Here is an 18796-nt window from a genome sequence, read left to right as displayed (position 1 = left end):
GATCCTATCATGCCTGGGGTCCTGTTTTTATGCTGCTCCGTTCTTATGACTGTACCAGATACACCTCGGCGTTCTGAGTGCCGTGCTGTCTGGTTTCAGCATGGGTGTTAAAAAATATATCAATGTGGTTGCCCTTCACAGCTCCGCCGCGGTCCTCGGCCGTGTACACCACGCCGTTGATCATGACCTTGGAGCCATAAGGGATCACCCTGGGATCCACTGCGATGGTGTGTCCGGCCGTGGCAATGGCCCCGGTGCATGTGTGGCGTCCCCAGCCCTCGGAGCAGGCCCTGCAGGGGCAGTAGGCGGTGGTCTTAAAGACGCCCAGGGGGATCAAAGCCTGGCTTCCTGGGGCAGATGTGCCCGTCTGGCTGTTTCCGTTGGCGTAGGTCCTGGGATTGGAAAAGCTCCGGTCACCCACGGCGCCCTCTACCAGGTACACGCCTTCCGGATATGCGTCCCAGTCAATGTCAATGGTAAAGCCATGGCATCCGTTTCCTTTATTATCCTTGTAGAGATCTTCCCTGTATTCGCCGGCAGACATTCTGCGGGAAAATACTTCCTCTCCTGTATTTTTGTTTGTAATGGTTATTAAAACGTTCAGCGCATGGTCAGGGGAATCACTGTTGTAGGCCCATCCGCTGATGACATTGCTGTCAACTGTCTCAAAACGTCCCTTGGATACAGCTGCAAATGCTGTGACTGCCGTGGCTGCAAGTATGCTGATGGTAAGAATGGTCCCGGTTAATAAGTGTCTGAATTTCATGTATTTGTTACCTCCTATTGCCCGCTTAATATTCAAAACATTTTTTTAACATATTAATAAATAATATGTAATACTTTTGTAATATATGAGCAATAAACAAGGTTTTACCATAATTTCCACCTTATGTCAAGGAAATAAATGGAAATACGTGGTTTTTCGCAGGAATTATATCAAAGTTTCTTCAAAAATACAAAAAGTAAAGCCTCCGGACCGGATCCAGGAGGCTTGTAGTGCTTTTATAATATGTGTGTTACTGTTCAGGACGGCTCATTTATAAAATTATTCTTCGATCAGAAATACTTCTGCGGTGTATGTACCCTTGGCAAGGGCTTCGGCATGAGAGCCGTAAAAGATATCAAGGATGTTGCCGTTTACAGAGGATCCCTTATCCTCAACCGTGTAGATGATCCCATCGATCTTTAATTTGGTACCCAGAGGAAATACATCCAGATCAGCGCTTACAGTATGGTTCGGTGTGGGAGTAGTGCCTGAATAGGTAAGTCCGTGTCCGCCGGAGCACTTTTCACAGTTACAGTATCCGGTGATGGAAAAACGGCCCATGGAAATCTCCTCCTGCTTAGGGGGATCCTCCTTTTTCCCGGCTCCGGGACCCGCATCCACATATTCATCCTCTGAGGACTGGCTAACCTTGGCCTTATGCGAAACATGATCCTTTTTCGTGTCCGCGGCCTGGGTATTCTCCGTGTTCTCCGGAGTGTCATCCTCTGTTTCTTCTATAACAGTGACGTCTGTTCCCACGGGTTCATCTGCAAACGCAGGAAAAGCAGAACCCAGACACAGGAAAGCCATGGCGGCAGCCAGCAGGACCTTTCTTATATGGTGCATACAATTACCTCGCAGTCTTTATCCGTTGTTATGGTCTTATATGACATCTTAAATATGTATATCTATTATATTACAAAATTGTTAATTGTCAAGTTGAAATGATGAAACAAGTGTTACATAATCGTGAAAAGTGGGGAATAAAACGCATAAATTTGGAATATTTTTGGCAAAAGTGGGAGGCGAAATCAAATATATATGGGTTCCGGTGGGGGACGCATACAGGATATATGTGGTGGGGCGGGGGAACAAATAAATTATAATGAAAGAATTTAGAATTATCTCTTGACAAATCCTCTCAGAAGGAATATATTATGGAATGTAGATGTTAGCACTCTTTGAGACTGAGTGCTAATAATTCGGAAAGGAAGGTGAGCAGATGCCGGTTGATGCATTCCTGGACGACAGGAAGATAACCATATTAAAGGCGATTATCAAGACCTACCTGGAGACAGGGGAACCCGTTGGTTCCAGAACCATCTCCAAGTATTCGGACCTGAAATTAAGCTCTGCCACTATCCGCAATGAGATGTCAGACCTGGAGGATATGGGATACATTGTACAGCCCCATACATCCGCGGGCCGTATCCCTTCTGATAAGGGATACCGGTTCTATGTGGATCAGATCATGCAGGATAAGGAGAATGAGGTAACTGAGTTCAAGGACATGATGGTCCAGAAGGTTGATAAGCTGGAACTGGTCCTTAAGAAGATGGCTCAGGTCCTTGCCTCCAATACCAACTATGCGGCCATGATCAGCGGTCCCAGCTATCACAAGACAAAGCTTAAGTTCATCCAGCTTTCAAAGATGGAGAAAAACAAGCTGCTGGTGGTTGTGGTGGTGGAGGGAAACATCATTAAGAACACTATGGTGGATATCACCGAGGATCTGAGTGATGATGAAATCCTGAACCTGAACATCCTGTTGAACAGCAGTCTCAACGGACTGACAATTGAAGAGATTAATCTGGACATCATCAGCAAGCTGAAAGATGATGCAGGCATCCACAGCCAGGTAGTGGACCTGGTGCTGAACGAGGTGGCGGAAGCCATCCGGGCAGGGGAAGAGGATCTGCAGATATATACCAGTGGAGCGACCAACATTTTTAAGTATCCGGAGCTTTCGGAAGGCGACAAGGCCAGCCGTCTGATCGGTACTCTGGAGCACAAGGAAGTGCTCCAGGAATTCGTATCAGGGGTCAATGCGGAGTCAGAGAACAATTCAGACATCCAGGTCTATATTGGGGATGAGAGCCCGGTGCAGTCCATGAAGGACTGCAGTGTGGTGACTGCCAATTATGATCTGGGAGGAGGACTTAGGGGAACCATTGGTATCATTGGTCCCAAGCGGATGGATTATGAGAAGGTGCTGGGAACCCTGCGGAATCTAATGAACCAGCTGGATGCGGCATTTAAAAAAGATGAAAGGTGATAGGCTGTGAGTGAAGATATGAAGGATGAAGAGTTAAAAAAAGAAGCGGAAACAGCGGCGCAGGCAGAAGTGAACGGGGAAGACCAACAGGCTGCAGGTGAGGAATGCCAGGCCCAGGAAGCACAGGGCGGGGCGGAGGACACCCAGGAATCCCCGGAAGGCGCGGGCAAGGAAGAAAAGAAGGGATTCTTTAAAAAGAAAAAAGATCCCAGAGATGAGAAGATAGAAGAACTTACGGACCGGGTGAAGCGCCAGATGGCTGAGTTTGAGAATTTCCGTAAGAGAACTGAGAAAGAAAAGTCCACCATGTATGAGATGGGCGCCAGGGACATCATTGAGCGGATGCTTCCCGTGATCGACAATTTTGAGCGAGGTTTAGCTACCATACCGGAGGAAGAAAAGGGAAGCCCCCTTGCCGAGGGTATGGAGAAGATATATAAGCAGTTCCGGAAGACATTGGAAGAAGCCGGCGTTAAGGCGATCGAAGCCGCGGGCCAGGAGTTTGACCCCAATTTCCACAACGCGGTCATGCATGTGGATGACGAAAACCTTGGGGAGAATGTGGTGGTTGAGGAATTGCAGAAGGGTTATCTGTACAGGGACAGTGTGGTAAGGCACAGTATGGTAAAGGTAGCCAACTAATATTGGCCATTAACTAAATTCATATAAAAATATCAGGAGGAAAAAACTATGAGCAAGATTATTGGTATTGACTTAGGTACAACAAATAGCTGCGTTGCTGTTATGGAAGGCGGAAAACCAACTGTTATTGCCAATGCAGAGGGAGTAAGGACCACACCGTCAGTGGTTGCATTTACTAAGACAGGAGAGAGGCTGATCGGTGAGCCGGCAAAGCGTCAGGCAGTTACCAATGCGGATAAGACCATCTCCTCCATTAAGCGCCACATGGGAACAGATTACAGGGTGGATATTGACGGCAAGAAGTACACGCCACAGGAAATCTCCGCTATGATCCTGCAGAAGCTGAAAGCAGACGCGGAAGCTTATCTGGGTGAGACCGTGACAGAGGCGGTTATCACTGTTCCTGCTTACTTTAATGACGCACAGCGCCAGGCCACCAAGGATGCGGGCAAGATTGCCGGCCTGGATGTAAAGCGTATCATCAACGAGCCCACAGCCGCGGCGCTGGCTTACGGCCTTGATAATGAAAAAGAGCAGAAGATCATGGTATACGACCTGGGCGGCGGTACATTTGATGTTTCCATCATCGAGATCGGCGATGGCGTGATCGAGGTTCTCTCCACCAACGGCGATACCCGTCTGGGCGGCGATGACTTTGATAATGCGATCACCAACTGGATGATCGCTGAGTTTAAGAAGGCGGAGGGCGTTGACCTTTCAGGGGATAAGATGGCCCTTCAGAGACTGAAGGAAGCTGCTGAGAAGGCAAAGAAGGAAGTGTCAACAGCTACCACCACCAACATCAACCTTCCGTTTATCACAGCTACCTCAGAGGGACCAAAGCATCTGGATATGAACCTGACCAGAGCTAAATTTGACGAACTGACACATGACCTTATTGAGCGCACAGCCATCCCGGTACAGAATGCTTTAAAGGATGCGGGCATTACGGCTTCCGAACTTGGCAAGGTGCTGCTGGTAGGCGGCTCCACCCGTATGATCGCTGCTCAGGAAAAGGTAAAACAGCTTACAGGCAAGGAACCCAGCAAATCATTGAACCCGGATGAGTGTGTTGCCATTGGTGCAGCGATCCAGGGCGGCAAGCTGGCAGGCGATGCCGGTGCAGGAGATATCCTTCTTCTGGATGTTACACCTCTTTCCCTGTCCATCGAGACCATGGGCGGCGTTGCCACCAGGCTGATCGAGCGCAATACCACCATCCCAACAAAGAAGAGCCAGATCTTCTCAACCGCTGCAGACAACCAGACTGCTGTGGATATCCACGTGGTACAGGGTGAGCGTCAGTTTGCAAGGGATAATAAGACGCTGGGACAGTTCCGTCTGGACGGGATCCCGCCTGCAAGAAGAGGAATCCCCCAGATCGAGGTTACCTTTGATATTGATGCCAACGGTATTGTAAATGTATCTGCTAAGGACCTTGGAACAGGAAAAGAGCAGCACATAACCATCACCTCAGGCTCCAACATGTCCGATGACGATATCGATAAGGCAGTGAAGGAAGCTGCCGAGTACGAGGCACAGGATAAGAAGCGCAAAGAGGCAATTGACGCCAGAAATGATGCTGATTCCATGGTGTTCCAGACCGAGAAGGCCCTGGAGGAAGTTGGCGACAAGATTTCTCCCAATGACAAGGCAGAGGTGGAAGCAGACCTTAATTCCCTGAAGGAAGCCATCAACCGCGCACCCGTGGAAGAGATGACGGATGCCCAGGTTGAGGACATCAAGTCAGGCAAAGAGAAGCTGATGAACAGCGCACAGAAGCTGTTTGCAAAGGTTTATGAGCAGGCCCAGGCAGCCGGAGCAGCCGGTGCAGGTCCTGACATGGGCGGCGCAGGCGCGTCCTCCGCACCAAACGATGATGTAGTGGATGCAGATTTTAAGGAAGTATAATGTAAGATAATTATAATGGGGATTAGGAGCCGGACATACGGTTCCTAACCCCTTTGTGGCTGATAAAGAGTGCGTTGAAAGCGGTTTGCAACAAGGCGGTTTCAGGGCGTTTTAATAGATTAAGAGGTAAACAACATGGCAGAGAGCAAGAGAGATTACTATGAAGTTCTGGGCGTTCCCAAGGATGCGGACGATGATGCACTGAAAAAAGCATACAGGAAACTTGCCAAGAAATACCATCCGGATGCCAATCCAGGCGACAAGGAGGCAGAGGCTAAGTTTAAGGAGGCTTCTGAGGCGTACAGCGTTCTCAGTGACCCCCAGAAACGTCAGCAGTACGACCAGTTCGGCCATGCTGCGTTTGACCAGGGCGGCGGAGGCGCCGGCGGCTTTGGCGGTTTCGGCGGCTTTGATTTTAACGGGGATATGGGAGATATCTTTGGGGATATTTTCGGGGATATCTTTGGCGGAGGCCGTTCTTCCAGGGCAAGAAGCGGGCCCATGCGGGGCGCTAACATAAAGACTTCCATCAGGATATCCTTTGAGGAAGCTGTTTTTGGCTGCGAAAAAGAGATAGAGATCAATTTCAAGGAGACATGTGCCAGCTGCCACGGAACCGGGGCAAAGGCGGGCACCTCTCCCCAGACATGTTCCAAGTGTAACGGAAAAGGTAAGATCATGTACACCCAGCAGTCCTTCTTCGGCCAGGTGCAGAATGTGCAGACCTGCCCGGACTGTAACGGGACCGGCCAAATCATCAAGGAAAAATGTCCGGACTGCTACGGCACAGGCTATAAGACCGTGCGCAAGAAATTTGCAGTGCCCATACCGGCCGGTATTGACAACGGCCAGTGCGTGCGCCAGGCAGGCCGAGGCGAACCCGGCATCAATGGCGGAGAGCGCGGCGATCTTCTGGTGGAGGCGGTTGTCTCCCAGCATCCGATCTTTAAGCGTCAGGACACCAGCATTTATTCCACTGTACCCATTTCCTTTGCCCGCGCGGCCCTGGGAGGCCCGATCCGCATCAAGACCGTGGACGGAGAGGTGGAATATGAGGTGAGGCCGGGGACACAGACCGATACCAAGGTGCGCCTTAAGGGAAAAGGCGTTCCCTCCCTGCGCAGCCGCAATGTCCGCGGAGATCACTATGTGACCCTGGTGGTGCAGGTGCCGGAGCGTATGAACCAGGCGCAGAAGGAAGCCTTAAGGCGGTTTGATGATGCAATGAATGGAATCACTCCTTCGGAGGAAGAAAAGCCCAAGAAAAAAGGTATATTTAAGTAAATTTGGGTTTTGGATCAGCCGGAAACAAAGTTATATGCCGCGGTTAACCGGCGGCATGTGCTTTGTTTCCGGCTGGTTTGATGTTTTGCGGCGCTATTTTAGCCGGCTGATTCTTTTTCCTTTTTAAAAAAGTGTCCTGGAAAATATTAAGAAAATCGCAAAGTATATAAGGGCTTCCTGGGCTATAATGTTAACATATCTGAAGAAAGGTATGAGCAGTATAATGGAAAATCGCATTTTGATCACCGGAGTCAACGGCTTTTTAGGCTCCCGGCTTTTTGAATATTTTAAAGAACAGGAGGGGTATGAAGTACTGGGTGTAACCCACAGGGAACTGGAAGTCAGTGATTCCCTGGCAGTGACCGCCTTTATAAATGCCATCCGTCCGGATTACGTCCTCCACTGTGCAGGTGTCTCTGATACAGGGATATGTGAGGCGGAGCCGGAGCTTTCCGAGCAGATCAATGTAAGGGGAACCGCCAACATGGCCAAGGCCTGCAGGCAGTCCAATACAAAGATGATATTTATGAGTTCGGACCAGATCTATAATGCCTCCTGTTCCATGGAACCCAACAGGGAAGAGCGGGTACAGAGGCCCTGCACCGTGTATGGACGGGATAAAAAGCGGGCTGAGGAAGCCATGTTTGCCTGTCTGAGTGACGCAGTGGCCCTGCGCCTTACATGGATGTATGATTATCCGGTCAGGGAGCGGACAGGCGGCACCGGACTTTTGGGAAATCTTGTAAACGCCCTTGAGGAGAACCGCAGGATGAAGCTGCCGGTTCACGATTACAGGGGCATTACTTATGTATGGAATGCGGTGCGCAGCATGACCCGGGCCCTGATGCTCCCGGGTGGGATCTATAATTTCGGCAGTGAAAACACCATGAATACCTATGACACGGCAGTTTTGTTTTTACAGGCCCTCACAGGCAGGGAGGATGTGTCTGCCTGGGCAGAGCCGGACAGGGAACGCTTTGCTGCCTCGCCGCGCAATCTTACCATTGACATCAGCCGGGTCAACAGCCATGGGATCGGGTTTGAGGACACGGCAGCCGGGATCAGGACCTGTCTGTCCGATTATAGGGGCAGATGACGCTTGGGCATGGATCTTTATACACCGGCAATGACACAAGATGAAAGGACGGGAAACCAATGAGCAAACAGAAATTCTCCCCCCAGGCAGTAAAGATACTGGCGGTCACCATTGTGTGCATGGCCATTATGTTGGGCGTGTCAGCTGTCAACAAGGCCAGGGGAGGAGAGCGCCTGGTCCGGGAATATACAGTTACCCAGGGCCTCCCAAGGCATGTGAAGTATGAAAACATGCCCTCGGATGAAGCCCAGCTGGCGGCGGCCTGGTATTTCAAATATATGGGTCTGGCCCAGTTTGACATGTGCCCAAGGCTGTTTCACCAGGACCAGCCGGACAGCCTTAATTTTGAACAGAACCGTCAGGATTATGAGGAAGGCCGCTATATCAGGGAATATATCGTACACAGCTTTGAGACCCTGCCAACCGTGGAATACGGGGACCGGAAGACGTACTATGATGAGAAAGCCCGGAGCTGCGGATACAAGGAATACCAGGTGGTGCGCGTGCAATTTTCACAGAAATGGTCTGACAAGGCTCTTGAAAGAGCGCCCCAGTGGGGGGACGGTGAGTTTACCAGGGATTTTGCAGTGGGAAAAGAGACAGGACTTAAGAGCAAATGGAAGATATTTGAACTGGGAATGATGTAATATGTGTTAAATCAAAAAGGAGGAGCAGCACGCTCTCCCGACACCGGCTGGAGAGTTGGATGTCAGGAAAGCTTGCTGCTCCTTAAGCGTTCATAATAGAAGATATACTGTTGCATTACACCGGCACACCCCTGGTATTGTCCAAAGCAATCCGTTACAATGCAATCCAACAGTCTGCCTTTGGGAGTGCGGCGGTATTTCCGTTGGTCATAATACTGGCTCATGAGAATTTTTTCAATCCAGGTATCCACGGGAAATGCGCTGATATGGTGGAGTCCAAACAGACAGACGCAGTTGGCCACCTTTTTCCCGATCCCGTAAAATCCGGTCAGGTACTCCATGGCCTCCTCATATCCCATCTGCGCCAGCCCTTTTAGGTCTAAGGCGCCTGAAACCGCGTCCTGGCACAGCCTGTGTATGTATTTTGCACGGTATCCCAGCTTTAATGCCTGAAGCTCCTCCAGGGTGGCCCTGGATAATTCCCGGGGCGTAGGAAAGGCATGTACTGTTTCCATGTCCCCGCAGCCCGGATCCCCTTCAAGGGCCTTTCCGTAGGCGGCGCTCAGCGCTTCCACCAGCTCCCTGATCTTAGGGATCGTCTTTTGCTGGGAGATAACAAAGGTGATGATCATTTCCCAGGGATCCTGGCGCAGGATCCGTATCCCCCTTCCCGCCGCGGCCGCGGCCGCAAGATAGGAGTCCTCCGGCGCTACCGAGTCAATGACGGCCTGATAATCCGTGTCCACATCAAAATAAGTCAGCCAAAACCCCATGTCCTCCTCACCGCAGTCAAAGGAGAGTTCCAATCCCCTTTGCCAGATCCTCAGAACCCTTCCCCGGCTGATGATCCTGTAACCGCAGTCCCCATGTCCGGTCAGGGTCCCGGCCGCCAGGGGAGTCATCCGGAAACACTGTCCGGATTCAGCAATCTGCCTTAGGTCAAGGCAGGGTATCACACAACTGGTCATAATCCATCCCGCTTTCTAATCAAGTTTTTCCATATGGTATAGTGTAAACGCAAAGAGGCATTTCGTCAAATGAGATTTCCTGCCATCTCACAAAGGATGAAAAAACACTTGACATTTCCGGACAACCTGGCTAGAATGTACATTAGATTTAGAAGTTATGAAAAGGCAGTGAAAGTGTATAGTAGACATTTATCTTCCATCAGAGAGGGACGGCCACCGGCTGAAAGCCTGCCCGGGTTCAGATAAACAGTTGAAATTCCCACTGGAGCCGCATGGATGAAAGGATGATCCTATTCCCGTAGTCCGTGACGCTGGCACACGTTACGTGCATTTGAGTGTCTGCATTCAGGACCGTCAGGTCTTTGCAGGAACCAGGGTGGTACCGCGGGCTTATCGTCCCGTCCCTTCTTCATGAAGGGACGGGACTTTTTTGTATCACAGGGAATTCCAGTGGAATTCCCTGTGATACAAAAAGCGCTCCGCAAAGACCGCACTGCGGCGGAAGGGAAGAAGCCGGTTGTATGAACAAAGAACAAAAAAGGAGAAGCCATGAAAGAGCAGTTAGAGAAAATCAAAGAAGAAGCCTTGAAAAAAATTGAAGCTTCCGATGCGCTGGAAAAACTGAATGACATCCGTGTGTCTTATCTGGGTAAAAAGGGAGAACTGACCAACCTTTTAAAAAGCATGAAGGATGTTGCACCTGAGGAACGTCCAAAGGTGGGACAGATGGTAAACGATGCCAGAGCCGTCATCGAGGGCAAGCTGGAAGAGACAAAGAATGTCCTGGCCAGAAAAGCCAGGGAGGAGCAGCTGAAAAAGGAAGTCATTGACGTAACCCTTCCTGCAAACAAAAACAGCGTGGGGCACAGCCACCCCAATACCATTGCCCTGGAAGAGGTGGAGCGCATCTTTGTGGGAATGGGATATGAAGTGGTAGAGGGACCTGAGGTGGAGTACGACAGGTATAACTTTGAAAAACTGAACATCCCCAAGGGACACCCGGCCAGGGATGAGCAGGATACATTTTATATAAATGACACCATTCTCCTGAGAAGCCAGACTTCTCCGGTACAGGTCCGTACCATGGAAAAGGGGCATCTGCCCATCCGTATGATCGCGCCTGGCAGGGTATTCCGCTCCGATGAGGTGGATGCCACCCATTCTCCTTCCTTTCATCAGATCGAGGGACTGGTCATTGACAAGAATATTACCTTTGCGGATTTAAAGGGAACCCTGGCCGAGTTTGCCAGGGAACTGTTCGGACCTGAGACAAAGGTTAAATTCCGCCCCCATCATTTCCCGTTCACGGAGCCAAGCGCCGAGGTGGATGTGACCTGCTTTAAGTGCGGCGGCAAGGGCTGCCGGTTCTGCAAGGGCTCCGGCTGGATCGAGATCCTGGGCTGCGGCATGGTTCACCCTCATGTGCTGGAGATGTGTGATATCGACCCGGATGAGTACTCCGGCTTTGCCTTTGGCGTTGGCCTTGAGCGAATTGCTCTGCTTAAGTATGAGATTGACGACATGCGCCTTCTGTATGAGAACGATATCCGTTTCCTGAAGCAGTTCTGATAAGGGCTGTTGAGGCAAGAAGACCAGTACTGTATAGCGTGAGTTTAGTGAATAATAAAGGAGAACCAATATGAATACAGCATTATCATGGATTAAAGCATATGTGCCGGACCTGGATGTGACTGCTCAGGAGTACACCGATGCCATGACGTTGACAGGGACAAAGGTGGAGGGCTTTACCTGTCTGGATAAAAACCTGGAGAAGATCGTGGTGGGAGAGATCCTCTCAGTGGAGCGCCACCCGGATGCCGACAAGCTGGTGGTGTGCCAGGTCAATGTGGGCCAGGCCGGGCCGGTACAGATCGTCACAGGAGCCCCCAATATCACTCTGGATTCCGTTGGGGAAAAGGTGCCTGTGGTCTTGGACGGAGGACGTGTGGCGGGAGGCCATGACGGAGGCCCCCTTCCCGAGGAAGGGATCAAGATCAAAAAGGGCAAGTTAAGAGGCGTGGAGTCCTGGGGTATGATGTGTTCCGTGGAGGAGCTGGGAGCTGAGCGGGAGATGTACCCGGACGCCCCGGAGAGCGGCATCTATATCCTTCCAAAGGACAGCGAACCGGGCAGTGACGCCCTGGTGATTCTGGGTATGCGGGATGTGGTGTTTGAATATGAGATCACTTCCAACCGTGTGGACTGCTACAGCGTGCAGGGGATCGCACGGGAGGCGGCGGCAACCTTCAGAAAGCCCTTCATCCCTCCGGTGGTCACTGCCACAGGCAATGGGGAGGATATCAACGACTACCTGAAAGTGCGGGTGGAGAATACACAGCTTTGTCCGCGTTACTGCGCAAGGATGGTAAAGAATATAAAGCTTGCCCCCTCTCCCAGGTGGATGCAGCGCCGTCTGGCAGCCAGCGGGATCCGTCCCATCAACAACATTGTGGATATAACCAATTATGTGATGGAAGAGTACGGACAGCCCATGCACGCCTTTGATTACGACCAGCTGGCAGGACATGAGATCATTGTAAAATGCGCAAAGGATGGAGATGTGTTCCAGACCCTGGACGGTCAGGAGAGAAAGCTGGACTCCACCATCCTGATGATCAATGACGGGGAAAAGGAAGTGGGAATTGCCGGTATCATGGGCGGTGAGAACTCCAAGATCACGGATGATGTAAAGACCATGGTATTTGAGTCAGCCTGCTTTAACGGCACCAATATCCGCCTTTCCGCTAAAAAGGTGGGACTGCGCACCGATGCATCAGGCAAGTATGAAAAGGGACTGGATCCCAACACGGCTGAGGAGGCTGTAAACCGCGCGTGCCAGCTGATCGAGGAGCTGGGAGCAGGAGAGGTTGTGGGAGGTATCATTGACATTTACCCGGTTAAAAAGGTGGAAAAGAGAATACCTTTTAACGCTGATAAGATCAACAAGCTCCTGGGCACCGATCTGCCGGAAGAGACCATGCTGGGGTATTTTAAAACCATTGAATTAAAATATGACCCTGAGACAAGGGAGGTGATCGCTCCTACCTGGCGTCAGGACCTGGAGCGCATGGCGGACCTGGCTGAGGAAGTGGCCAGATTTTACGGCTATGACAAGATCCCAACAACCCTTCCATCAGGGGAGGCAACCACGGGAAAACTTTCCTATAAGCTGCGCATTGAGGAGATAGCCAGGGAAATCGCCCAGTTCTGCGGATTTTCACAGGGAATGACCTATTCCTTTGAAAGCCCCAGGGTATTTGACAAAATGCTGATACCGGCAGACAGCCGTCTGCGCATGACCGTGAACATTTCCAATCCCCTGGGAGAGGATTTCAGCGTGATGCGCACCAGTTCCCTGAACGGAATGCTCACCTCCCTGTCAACCAACTATAACCGCCGGAACAAGGACGTGCGCCTGTACGAGCTGGCTAATGTATACCGTCCAAAGGCAGTTCCCCTTACGGAGCTTCCTGATGAGCGCATGCAGTTTACCCTGGGTATGTACGGGGACGGGGATTTCTTTACCATGAAGGGCGTTGTGGAGGAGTTTTTTGAAAAGGCAGGAATGCATAAAAAACCCCATTACGACCCAAATGGAGACCATCCTTACCTTCATCCGGGAAGAAAGGCCGACATTGTATATGACGGAAGGGTTGTGGGCTTTTTAGGCGAGGTCCACCCGGATGTGGCCGACAACTACAAAATCGGGGACAGGGCGTATATTGCAGTGATCGACATGCCGTCCATCATGGAGTTCACCACATTTGACAGGAAATATTCAGGAATTGCCAGATTCCCTGCCGTAACCCGCGACATCAGCATGGTGGTTCCAAAGGATATCCTTGTGGGACAGATTGAGGATGTGATCGAACAGAGGGGAGGAAAATTCCTGGAAAGCTATAAGCTGTTTGATGTGTATGAGGGTGCCCAGGTGCTGTCCGGGCATAAGTCCGTGGCATATTCCATCACCTTCAGGGCAAAGGACCATACCCTGGAGGATAAGGAAGTAACTGCGATCATGAATAAAATACTCAATGGGCTGGGAGATCTTGGAATCGAACTGAGAGCTTAGCCTGTGCAACTTGTATGGTAAACGGTGCAAGGACTGCCGCGGCGCATGGGAGCATGCTGTCCGCGGCAGTCCGTTTATGGGGCGCGGACAAGCCGGGGCGGATTGAAAATGAGGCGGAGCTGCCGGTCAGCCGGGCCCAAAGGGCAGCAGGAACTGCGGCCGTCCGGCAGCATAGGGCGCGATGTCGTATTCTTGGAAGTACAGGACCAGGCCGTCCGTTGTCAGGTAATAGTTTTCCTCCTTAAATGTTTTCCTTATAAGGGCGGCATAGTCCTCAAAAAAGGCGCCTGGTTCCGTGCGCAGATGTTCTGTGATCCGTTGTTCGATATAGTTTTGTATGTTATCAGCATAATGGGGATCCGACTGGAAAAATTCTCCCAGCTGCATCTGCCTGCCATTTGAAAAATTCCAGGTATCGGAGGTGCGGACAGTGGAACCGTGGGCTCCGCCCATAAATGTATACTGGTCAAAGTAGAGACTGGTGATACAGCCGTAGTTAAGGGGGACCGTGTAGGCGATGTTGAACTCGTAGGTGTGGAAGGGAGGGATGTTGTCCTCGATATACCGGGCATCTTCTGCGGCCTGGGGGTAGAGCACGGTGCGGCAGTACTGCTCCTTTTCCTTTGCAACGGATGCGTAATGTGCGTTGGCTGTCTGCGCAGCGGTCTGGCTGCAGGTGGAGAGAAAGGTGGGGAATTCAATGGTATATTTTAAGACCGGTATATCGCGGCTGTAAAACGTATGTTCCAGGGAATGGTGGATGATGGTCTGCATGGGGGCTCCACTGTAAGGTTTGCATTATTATATGTGGGTTTTGGGGGAAATGTCCCGGGGAACGGAGGAAGGCTTTCAGGCAAACATCCTTTGTGCTTGTAAAACTTTGGAATATTCAGTATAATCAAATTATGCATGGGGCGGACATTGGCGGAGGAATCAGGGATATGAGTAAATATGAACAAATGATAAGCGGAATACGGTCGGAATATGGAGCCCATTTTCTCATGGACTTTATGCCGGCCGGTTTTTTTCGATGCTCAATGGATGCAGTGAGAAAAGTGGACATGGCAAACCGGACGATGCTGGATCTTTTTGGATGCAGGGACACGGCCGAGTTTGAGGACCTTACAGGGGGGACGCTGGAGGGGATGATCCTTGACAAGGATTATGAGCATGCGATCATGGAATCACGGAATCAGTTGTGCCAGGGAAAGGATATCCTTAAGACAGAGTTCCGCATTGTGAGAAAGGACAAAAGCACCCGGTGGGTGGACTGCAGAGGCCGTATCATTGAGGGGGAGAAGGGACAGAGATGGGTTTACACCATTATGCTGGATGACACGGAGGACAAGAAGCAGATCCATACCTACAGGGAAAAGTCCAGGCGGGATTCCCTTACCGGCCTGCTGAACAGGGAGGCGTCCAAAGAACAGATAACCCAGTATCTGGAAGCTGTTGGGACAGAGGGCACCGCGGCCCTGATGATCATAGACATAGATAATTTTAAAGATATCAATGATACAAAGGGGCATCTTTTTGGGGATAGTGTTCTGACGGAAGTGGCCAAGTGCATCAGCGGTGTTTCGAGGAGAAGTGATGTGGTGAGCCGGATCGGCGGCGATGAATTCCTGGTGTTTTTGATCGGGGTCAGCGGACAGGATGAGGTCATGGCCTATGGCGGCAGGATCATGGAAGGCCTGGCCGGCATCTCCGCCCCGGCGGCGGAATCCTTCCGCCTCAAATGCTGCATCGGTGTGGCCATGTATCCGGAGCATGCAACGGAATTTGACCAGCTCTTTGCCAAGGCGGACATTGCGCTTTATTCGGGAAAGAAAAGCGGGAAGGGGAAATGTGTCTTTTATCAGTCCTCACTGCCCTCCGTGGATGCTGCCAGGTGGGAGTCCTTTTCCGCCCGGGTCCCAAGGATTGATTCCGAGGACGAGCGGATCTACAGCGGGGACAGGATCATCCACTATGTATTTAAGGCCCTGTATGAATCAGGGAATACCAGGGAAGCAATCGACTCCATACTTAAGATCGTGGGAATTCAGTTTAATGTAAGCCGCGTTTATATATTTGAGGACAGCCCGGACGGGCGGCTTATGAGCAATACTTTTGAATGGTGCAATCAGGGGATCAGCCCCCAGATCGACAATCTGCAGAATATGTCCTATGAGACGGATGCCCCCGGTTACCGGGACAATTTTGATGAGAACGGCGTCTTTTTGTGCATGGATGTGGATGTGCTCCCTCCTGTGCAGAAAAGGGTGCTCACCTCCCAGGATATCAAGGCCATTCTCCAGTGCGGTATCTATGACAACGGAAAGCTGGTTGGATTTATCGGCTTTGACGAGTGCAAGGAGAACCGGCAGTGGACAGGTGCACAGGTGGAGGCGCTCACCTACGTGGCCCGGATCGTGGGAACCTTTCTTCTCAAGGACCGTGCCCAGAATGTGCTGAAGCAGGAACTTTCCAGTCTTCAGAACGTGCTGGACGGCGTGACGGAACAGATCAGCTGCAGGGAACAGGGGGCGGAGGACATTGACGGCCTTACCAACCTGCTTACCGCCGGGGCGTTTGAGCGGAGGATGGAGGAGTATCTGAAAACAGAACCGAGGGAAGGCACCCCGGCGGCATTGCTTTTGGACATGGACCATTTCCAGGACATTAACAAGGCCAGGGGAAAGCTGTTTGGCAATGTGGTGCTGATGAATGTTGCCAGTTGTCTGAAACGGGCATGCAGGGAGGGGGACCTGATCGGCCGTTTTGGCGGGGATGAGTTCCTGGTGCTTCTCAAGAACACGGACAAGGAGGAGGCGATCAGGATCGCTTCCTCCATATCCGGGGATATCGGATGCATTCTGGCGGACAGCCAGGGCGGCCTTATGAAGGTCAGCTGCAGCATTGGCATACGGATGGTTGCGAGAGACGAAAAAGGATTCTACGATGTCATGGTGAAGGCGGATCAGGCCATGCACGAGGCAAAGAAAGAGGGCAAGGGCGGCATCCGGTTTTACGAGTCTGTTGAGGACAAGAGGGATGAGGAGTTTACCTATGAACGGCTGAAGCGTTCCAATGATGAGAAGCGCAGGGAGCAGAGCAGCCTGCAGGACAAGACCAGCACAACGGTTGCCCTGGAGGTGTTTGAAAAGACCTCCTCCTTTGAGGAGGCGCTGCACATCCTCATGGGATTCATGGGCAACCGGTTTTGCCTGAACCGCATTGTCCTCTATATGAATGGGGAAAATGAGCAGGGGCTGGCTTACCAATGGGTGGATGACAGGACCGCCATGTTATTTGACCCATCGGACAGTTTCCGCAAGGAAGAGTTTTATCTCAGTTATAATCTCTATGACAGCGATGGAATCGCGGTTTTAAAAAGAAGCGGCCTGAAGCATTACAATACCGGACTGCTGCGGCTCATGGACAGGGCAAAGGCAAAGACCATGCTGTTTGCAAGCGTAACCATAGACAACCAATACACAGGTATGCTGGTGCTGGTCAATACGGAGGAGGAACGGGACTGGCCTGTGGCGGAGCGGGGAGCCATATCTGAGATCGCCCGCGTGGTGGGGATCAACGCCAAGTCATCCCTGCGCCTGAAGGAGGCCAGGCGGGAGGCCGAATACTACAAGAACAGGGACATCCTCACAGGTCTTATGAACTATGACCGGTTCAAGGAAGACTGTCAAAAGGTGCTGGATGACAGGAAAGAAAGCTATGTGATCATATCCAGCGATATCAAAGGATTCAAATTCATCAATGAGGAGGTGGGATATACCCAGGGGGATAATATCCTGCGTATGTTTGCCGACATGCTGATCCAGAATGGGCGGGAGGAAAATTTCTACACCAGGGTCAGCGCGGACCAGTTCCTGACCTTTGGTATCTGCAGGATGGAACGGGATGGGTTTGTGCGGATGGTCCGGCACCTTAACGAGGAATTCTGCAGGATACAGAACGGGATCTTTGCCAAGATCAATATCATGATACGCTCCGGCATTTATTTTATCGAAGATGAATGCCGGGAGATCGAGACAGCCATTGACCGGGCTGCCATTGCCAGAAAGTCCGTGGACTACATTATGAAATCCACTGAGGTGGTGTTTAACGATGGTCCCTTTGACAGCAGTTTCCGCGAAAATGAGATCATCAACAGGATGGAGTATGCCCTGAAGCATGAGGAATTTAAAGTCTATCTTCAGCCCAAGTTTTCCCTTGTGGATTATACTCTTGTTGGGGCGGAGGCCCTTGTGAGATGGCAGCGGGAAGACGGGCGGATCATGGGGCCGGGTACATTCATCCCTCTGTTTGAAAAGAACGGTTTTATCTCCCAGGTGGATTACTGCCTTTTTATACAGGTGTGCAGGAAGCTGAGGGAGTGGCAGGATGAGGGCGGAAGTCCGGTCTGCATTTCCCTGAACCTTTCCAGTGTGGATATCTGTGTAAAGGGAATCCTGGAGGAGATCCTGGAGGGAACAAAGAAATACGGGATCGACCACAGGTATCTGGAGTTTGAACTGACAGAGACTGCCTTTTTGGAGGATACGGAGCGGACCTATCATGTGATGAAGGTGCTGAGGGACAGCGGGTTCACCACGTCCATTGATGATTTTGGTTCCGGTTACTCCATCATGAATATGATGGCGGATATCCCCTGTGACGTGATCAAGCTGGACTGCGGGTTTGTGCAGTCCTGTCAGAAGACGGACCGGGGCAGGGAATTTCTAAGACAGCTGATCCAGATGACCAACAAGATGGGATTTACATCCCTGTGCGAGGGAATCGAGACAAAAGAGCAGCTGCAGATGGTGTCGGAGATGGGCTGTTCCATTGGACAGGGCTTCTATTTTGCAAGGCCCATGCCCATGGATGAATTTTTTGAAAGATTTTGTAAAAAATCCATTGACAAAAACTGATTCATCCATTATAATAACCTACGTTGCTTGCGAGAGCAGCGTAACGCAGAAGTGGCGGAATTGGCAGACGCGCACGGTTCAGGTCCGTGTGGTAGTAATACCTTGAGGGTTCGACTCCCTTCTTCTGCAGTCATTTAAAGAGCAGGAAGCAGAATATGCTTCCTTTTTTTTGTATCATATGAAATCCCTATGATACGAAAAACGCTCCGCAAAGACCGC

13 protein-coding genes, 1 tRNA gene and 1 other annotated feature are annotated in these 18796 nt (G+C 51.1%); of the genes, 10 read left to right on the top strand and 4 right to left on the bottom strand.

Annotated features, from left to right (window positions below):
- Window positions 1–43: 43 nt before the first annotated feature.
- Window positions 44–766 (bottom strand): 3D domain-containing protein, encoded by a 723-nt coding sequence (locus HMPREF9469_RS02215; protein ID WP_007858724.1) that lies wholly within the window; start codon window positions 764–766, stop codon window positions 44–46.
- A 279-nt stretch (window positions 767–1045) separates the two neighbouring features.
- Complete coding sequence (locus HMPREF9469_RS02210; protein WP_007858722.1) at window positions 1046–1612, bottom strand: 3D domain-containing protein; 567 nt, start codon at window positions 1610–1612, stop codon at window positions 1046–1048.
- A 376-nt stretch (window positions 1613–1988) separates the two neighbouring features.
- On the opposite strand from HMPREF9469_RS02210, the gene hrcA reads away from it, so the two are divergent.
- The 6 genes from hrcA (at window position 1989) to HMPREF9469_RS02180 (ending at window position 8621) form a co-directional block, all read left to right on the top strand.
- Window positions 1989–3041, top strand: a complete 1053-nt coding sequence (hrcA, locus tag HMPREF9469_RS02205; protein WP_007858713.1) for a heat-inducible transcriptional repressor HrcA — start codon at window positions 1989–1991, stop codon at window positions 3039–3041.
- A gap of 18 nt (window positions 3042–3059) precedes the next feature.
- Entirely contained in the window at window positions 3060–3683 is a 624-nt protein-coding gene (gene grpE, locus HMPREF9469_RS02200) for a nucleotide exchange factor GrpE (RefSeq protein ID WP_007858705.1), read from the top strand.
- Window positions 3684–3731: 48 nt separating this feature from the next.
- Entirely contained in the window at window positions 3732–5594 is a 1863-nt protein-coding gene (gene dnaK / locus HMPREF9469_RS02195; protein WP_007858704.1) for a molecular chaperone DnaK, read from the top strand.
- Between the two features lie 135 nt (window positions 5595–5729).
- Entirely contained in the window at window positions 5730–6878 is a 1149-nt protein-coding gene (gene dnaJ, locus HMPREF9469_RS02190) for a molecular chaperone DnaJ (protein ID WP_007858703.1), read from the top strand.
- Window positions 6879–7101: 223 nt separating this feature from the next.
- Complete coding sequence (locus HMPREF9469_RS02185; RefSeq protein ID WP_007858702.1) at window positions 7102–7974, top strand: SDR family oxidoreductase; 873 nt, start codon at window positions 7102–7104, stop codon at window positions 7972–7974.
- Between the two features lie 59 nt (window positions 7975–8033).
- Window positions 8034–8621 (top strand): hypothetical protein, encoded by a 588-nt coding sequence (locus HMPREF9469_RS02180; RefSeq protein ID WP_007858701.1) that lies wholly within the window; start codon window positions 8034–8036, stop codon window positions 8619–8621.
- Between the two features lie 62 nt (window positions 8622–8683).
- Here the strand turns inward: HMPREF9469_RS02180 and HMPREF9469_RS02175 are convergent, their stop codons facing one another.
- On the bottom strand, window positions 8684–9589 hold the full coding sequence (locus HMPREF9469_RS02175) for a DNA-3-methyladenine glycosylase family protein (protein WP_007858700.1): 906 nt from the start codon (window positions 9587–9589) through the stop codon (window positions 8684–8686).
- A 159-nt stretch (window positions 9590–9748) separates the two neighbouring features.
- Window positions 9749–9998, top strand: a binding site (T-box leader).
- A 140-nt stretch (window positions 9999–10138) separates the two neighbouring features.
- Between HMPREF9469_RS02175 and pheS the strand changes: the two genes are divergently transcribed.
- Both pheS and pheT read left to right on the top strand, forming a co-directional pair.
- Window positions 10139–11158 (top strand): phenylalanine--tRNA ligase subunit alpha, encoded by a 1020-nt coding sequence (gene pheS, locus HMPREF9469_RS02170; protein WP_007858698.1) that lies wholly within the window; start codon window positions 10139–10141, stop codon window positions 11156–11158.
- 70 nt (window positions 11159–11228) lie between these two features.
- Window positions 11229–13661 (top strand): phenylalanine--tRNA ligase subunit beta, encoded by a 2433-nt coding sequence (gene pheT, locus HMPREF9469_RS02165; protein ID WP_007858697.1) that lies wholly within the window; start codon window positions 11229–11231, stop codon window positions 13659–13661.
- Between the two features lie 126 nt (window positions 13662–13787).
- Here the strand turns inward: pheT and HMPREF9469_RS02160 are convergent, their stop codons facing one another.
- Window positions 13788–14435 (bottom strand): DUF3298 and DUF4163 domain-containing protein, encoded by a 648-nt coding sequence (locus HMPREF9469_RS02160; protein WP_007858696.1) that lies wholly within the window; start codon window positions 14433–14435, stop codon window positions 13788–13790.
- 167 nt (window positions 14436–14602) lie between these two features.
- Here HMPREF9469_RS02160 and HMPREF9469_RS02155 point away from each other — a divergent pair, with 167 nt between their 5' ends.
- Together HMPREF9469_RS02155 and HMPREF9469_RS02150 are read left to right on the top strand one after the other, a co-directional pair.
- Window positions 14603–18577: a diguanylate cyclase domain-containing protein gene (locus HMPREF9469_RS02155; protein ID WP_007858695.1), complete on the top strand. Its 3975-nt coding sequence runs from the start codon at window positions 14603–14605 to the stop codon at window positions 18575–18577.
- A gap of 45 nt (window positions 18578–18622) precedes the next feature.
- Window positions 18623–18706, top strand: a tRNA-Leu gene (locus tag HMPREF9469_RS02150).
- Window positions 18707–18796 lie beyond the last annotated feature (90 nt).

Source organism: [Clostridium] citroniae WAL-17108, from assembly GCF_000233455.1.
GTDB lineage: Bacteria > Bacillota > Clostridia > Lachnospirales > Lachnospiraceae > Enterocloster > Enterocloster citroniae.
The sequence above is the reverse complement of the archived record's forward strand: the minus strand, read 5'-3'. Positions and strand labels throughout refer to the sequence as shown.

Bases quoted from the DNA above. Each gene is read 5' to 3' on its own strand.
- dnaK (WP_007858704.1), top strand. From the start codon at position 3,732: ATGAGCAAGATTATTGGTATTGACTTAGGTACAACAAATAGCTGCGTT.
- HMPREF9469_RS02185 (WP_007858702.1), top strand. From the start codon at position 7,102: ATGGAAAATCGCATTTTGATCACCGGAGTCAACGGCTTTTTAGGCTCC.
- HMPREF9469_RS02180 (WP_007858701.1), top strand. From the start codon at position 8,034: ATGAGCAAACAGAAATTCTCCCCCCAGGCAGTAAAGATACTGGCGGTC.
- HMPREF9469_RS02210 (WP_007858722.1), bottom strand. From the start codon at position 1,612: ATGCACCATATAAGAAAGGTCCTGCTGGCTGCCGCCATGGCTTTCCTG.
- hrcA (WP_007858713.1), top strand. From the start codon at position 1,989: ATGCCGGTTGATGCATTCCTGGACGACAGGAAGATAACCATATTAAAG.
- HMPREF9469_RS02160 (WP_007858696.1), bottom strand. From the start codon at position 14,435: ATGCAGACCATCATCCACCATTCCCTGGAACATACGTTTTACAGCCGC.
- HMPREF9469_RS02215 (WP_007858724.1), bottom strand. From the start codon at position 766: ATGAAATTCAGACACTTATTAACCGGGACCATTCTTACCATCAGCATA.
- HMPREF9469_RS02175 (WP_007858700.1), bottom strand. From the start codon at position 9,589: ATGACCAGTTGTGTGATACCCTGCCTTGACCTAAGGCAGATTGCTGAA.
- dnaJ (WP_007858703.1), top strand. From the start codon at position 5,730: ATGGCAGAGAGCAAGAGAGATTACTATGAAGTTCTGGGCGTTCCCAAG.
- HMPREF9469_RS02155 (WP_007858695.1), top strand. From the start codon at position 14,603: ATGAGTAAATATGAACAAATGATAAGCGGAATACGGTCGGAATATGGA.
- pheS (WP_007858698.1), top strand. From the start codon at position 10,139: ATGAAAGAGCAGTTAGAGAAAATCAAAGAAGAAGCCTTGAAAAAAATT.
- pheT (WP_007858697.1), top strand. From the start codon at position 11,229: ATGAATACAGCATTATCATGGATTAAAGCATATGTGCCGGACCTGGAT.
- grpE (WP_007858705.1), top strand. From the start codon at position 3,060: ATGAAGGATGAAGAGTTAAAAAAAGAAGCGGAAACAGCGGCGCAGGCA.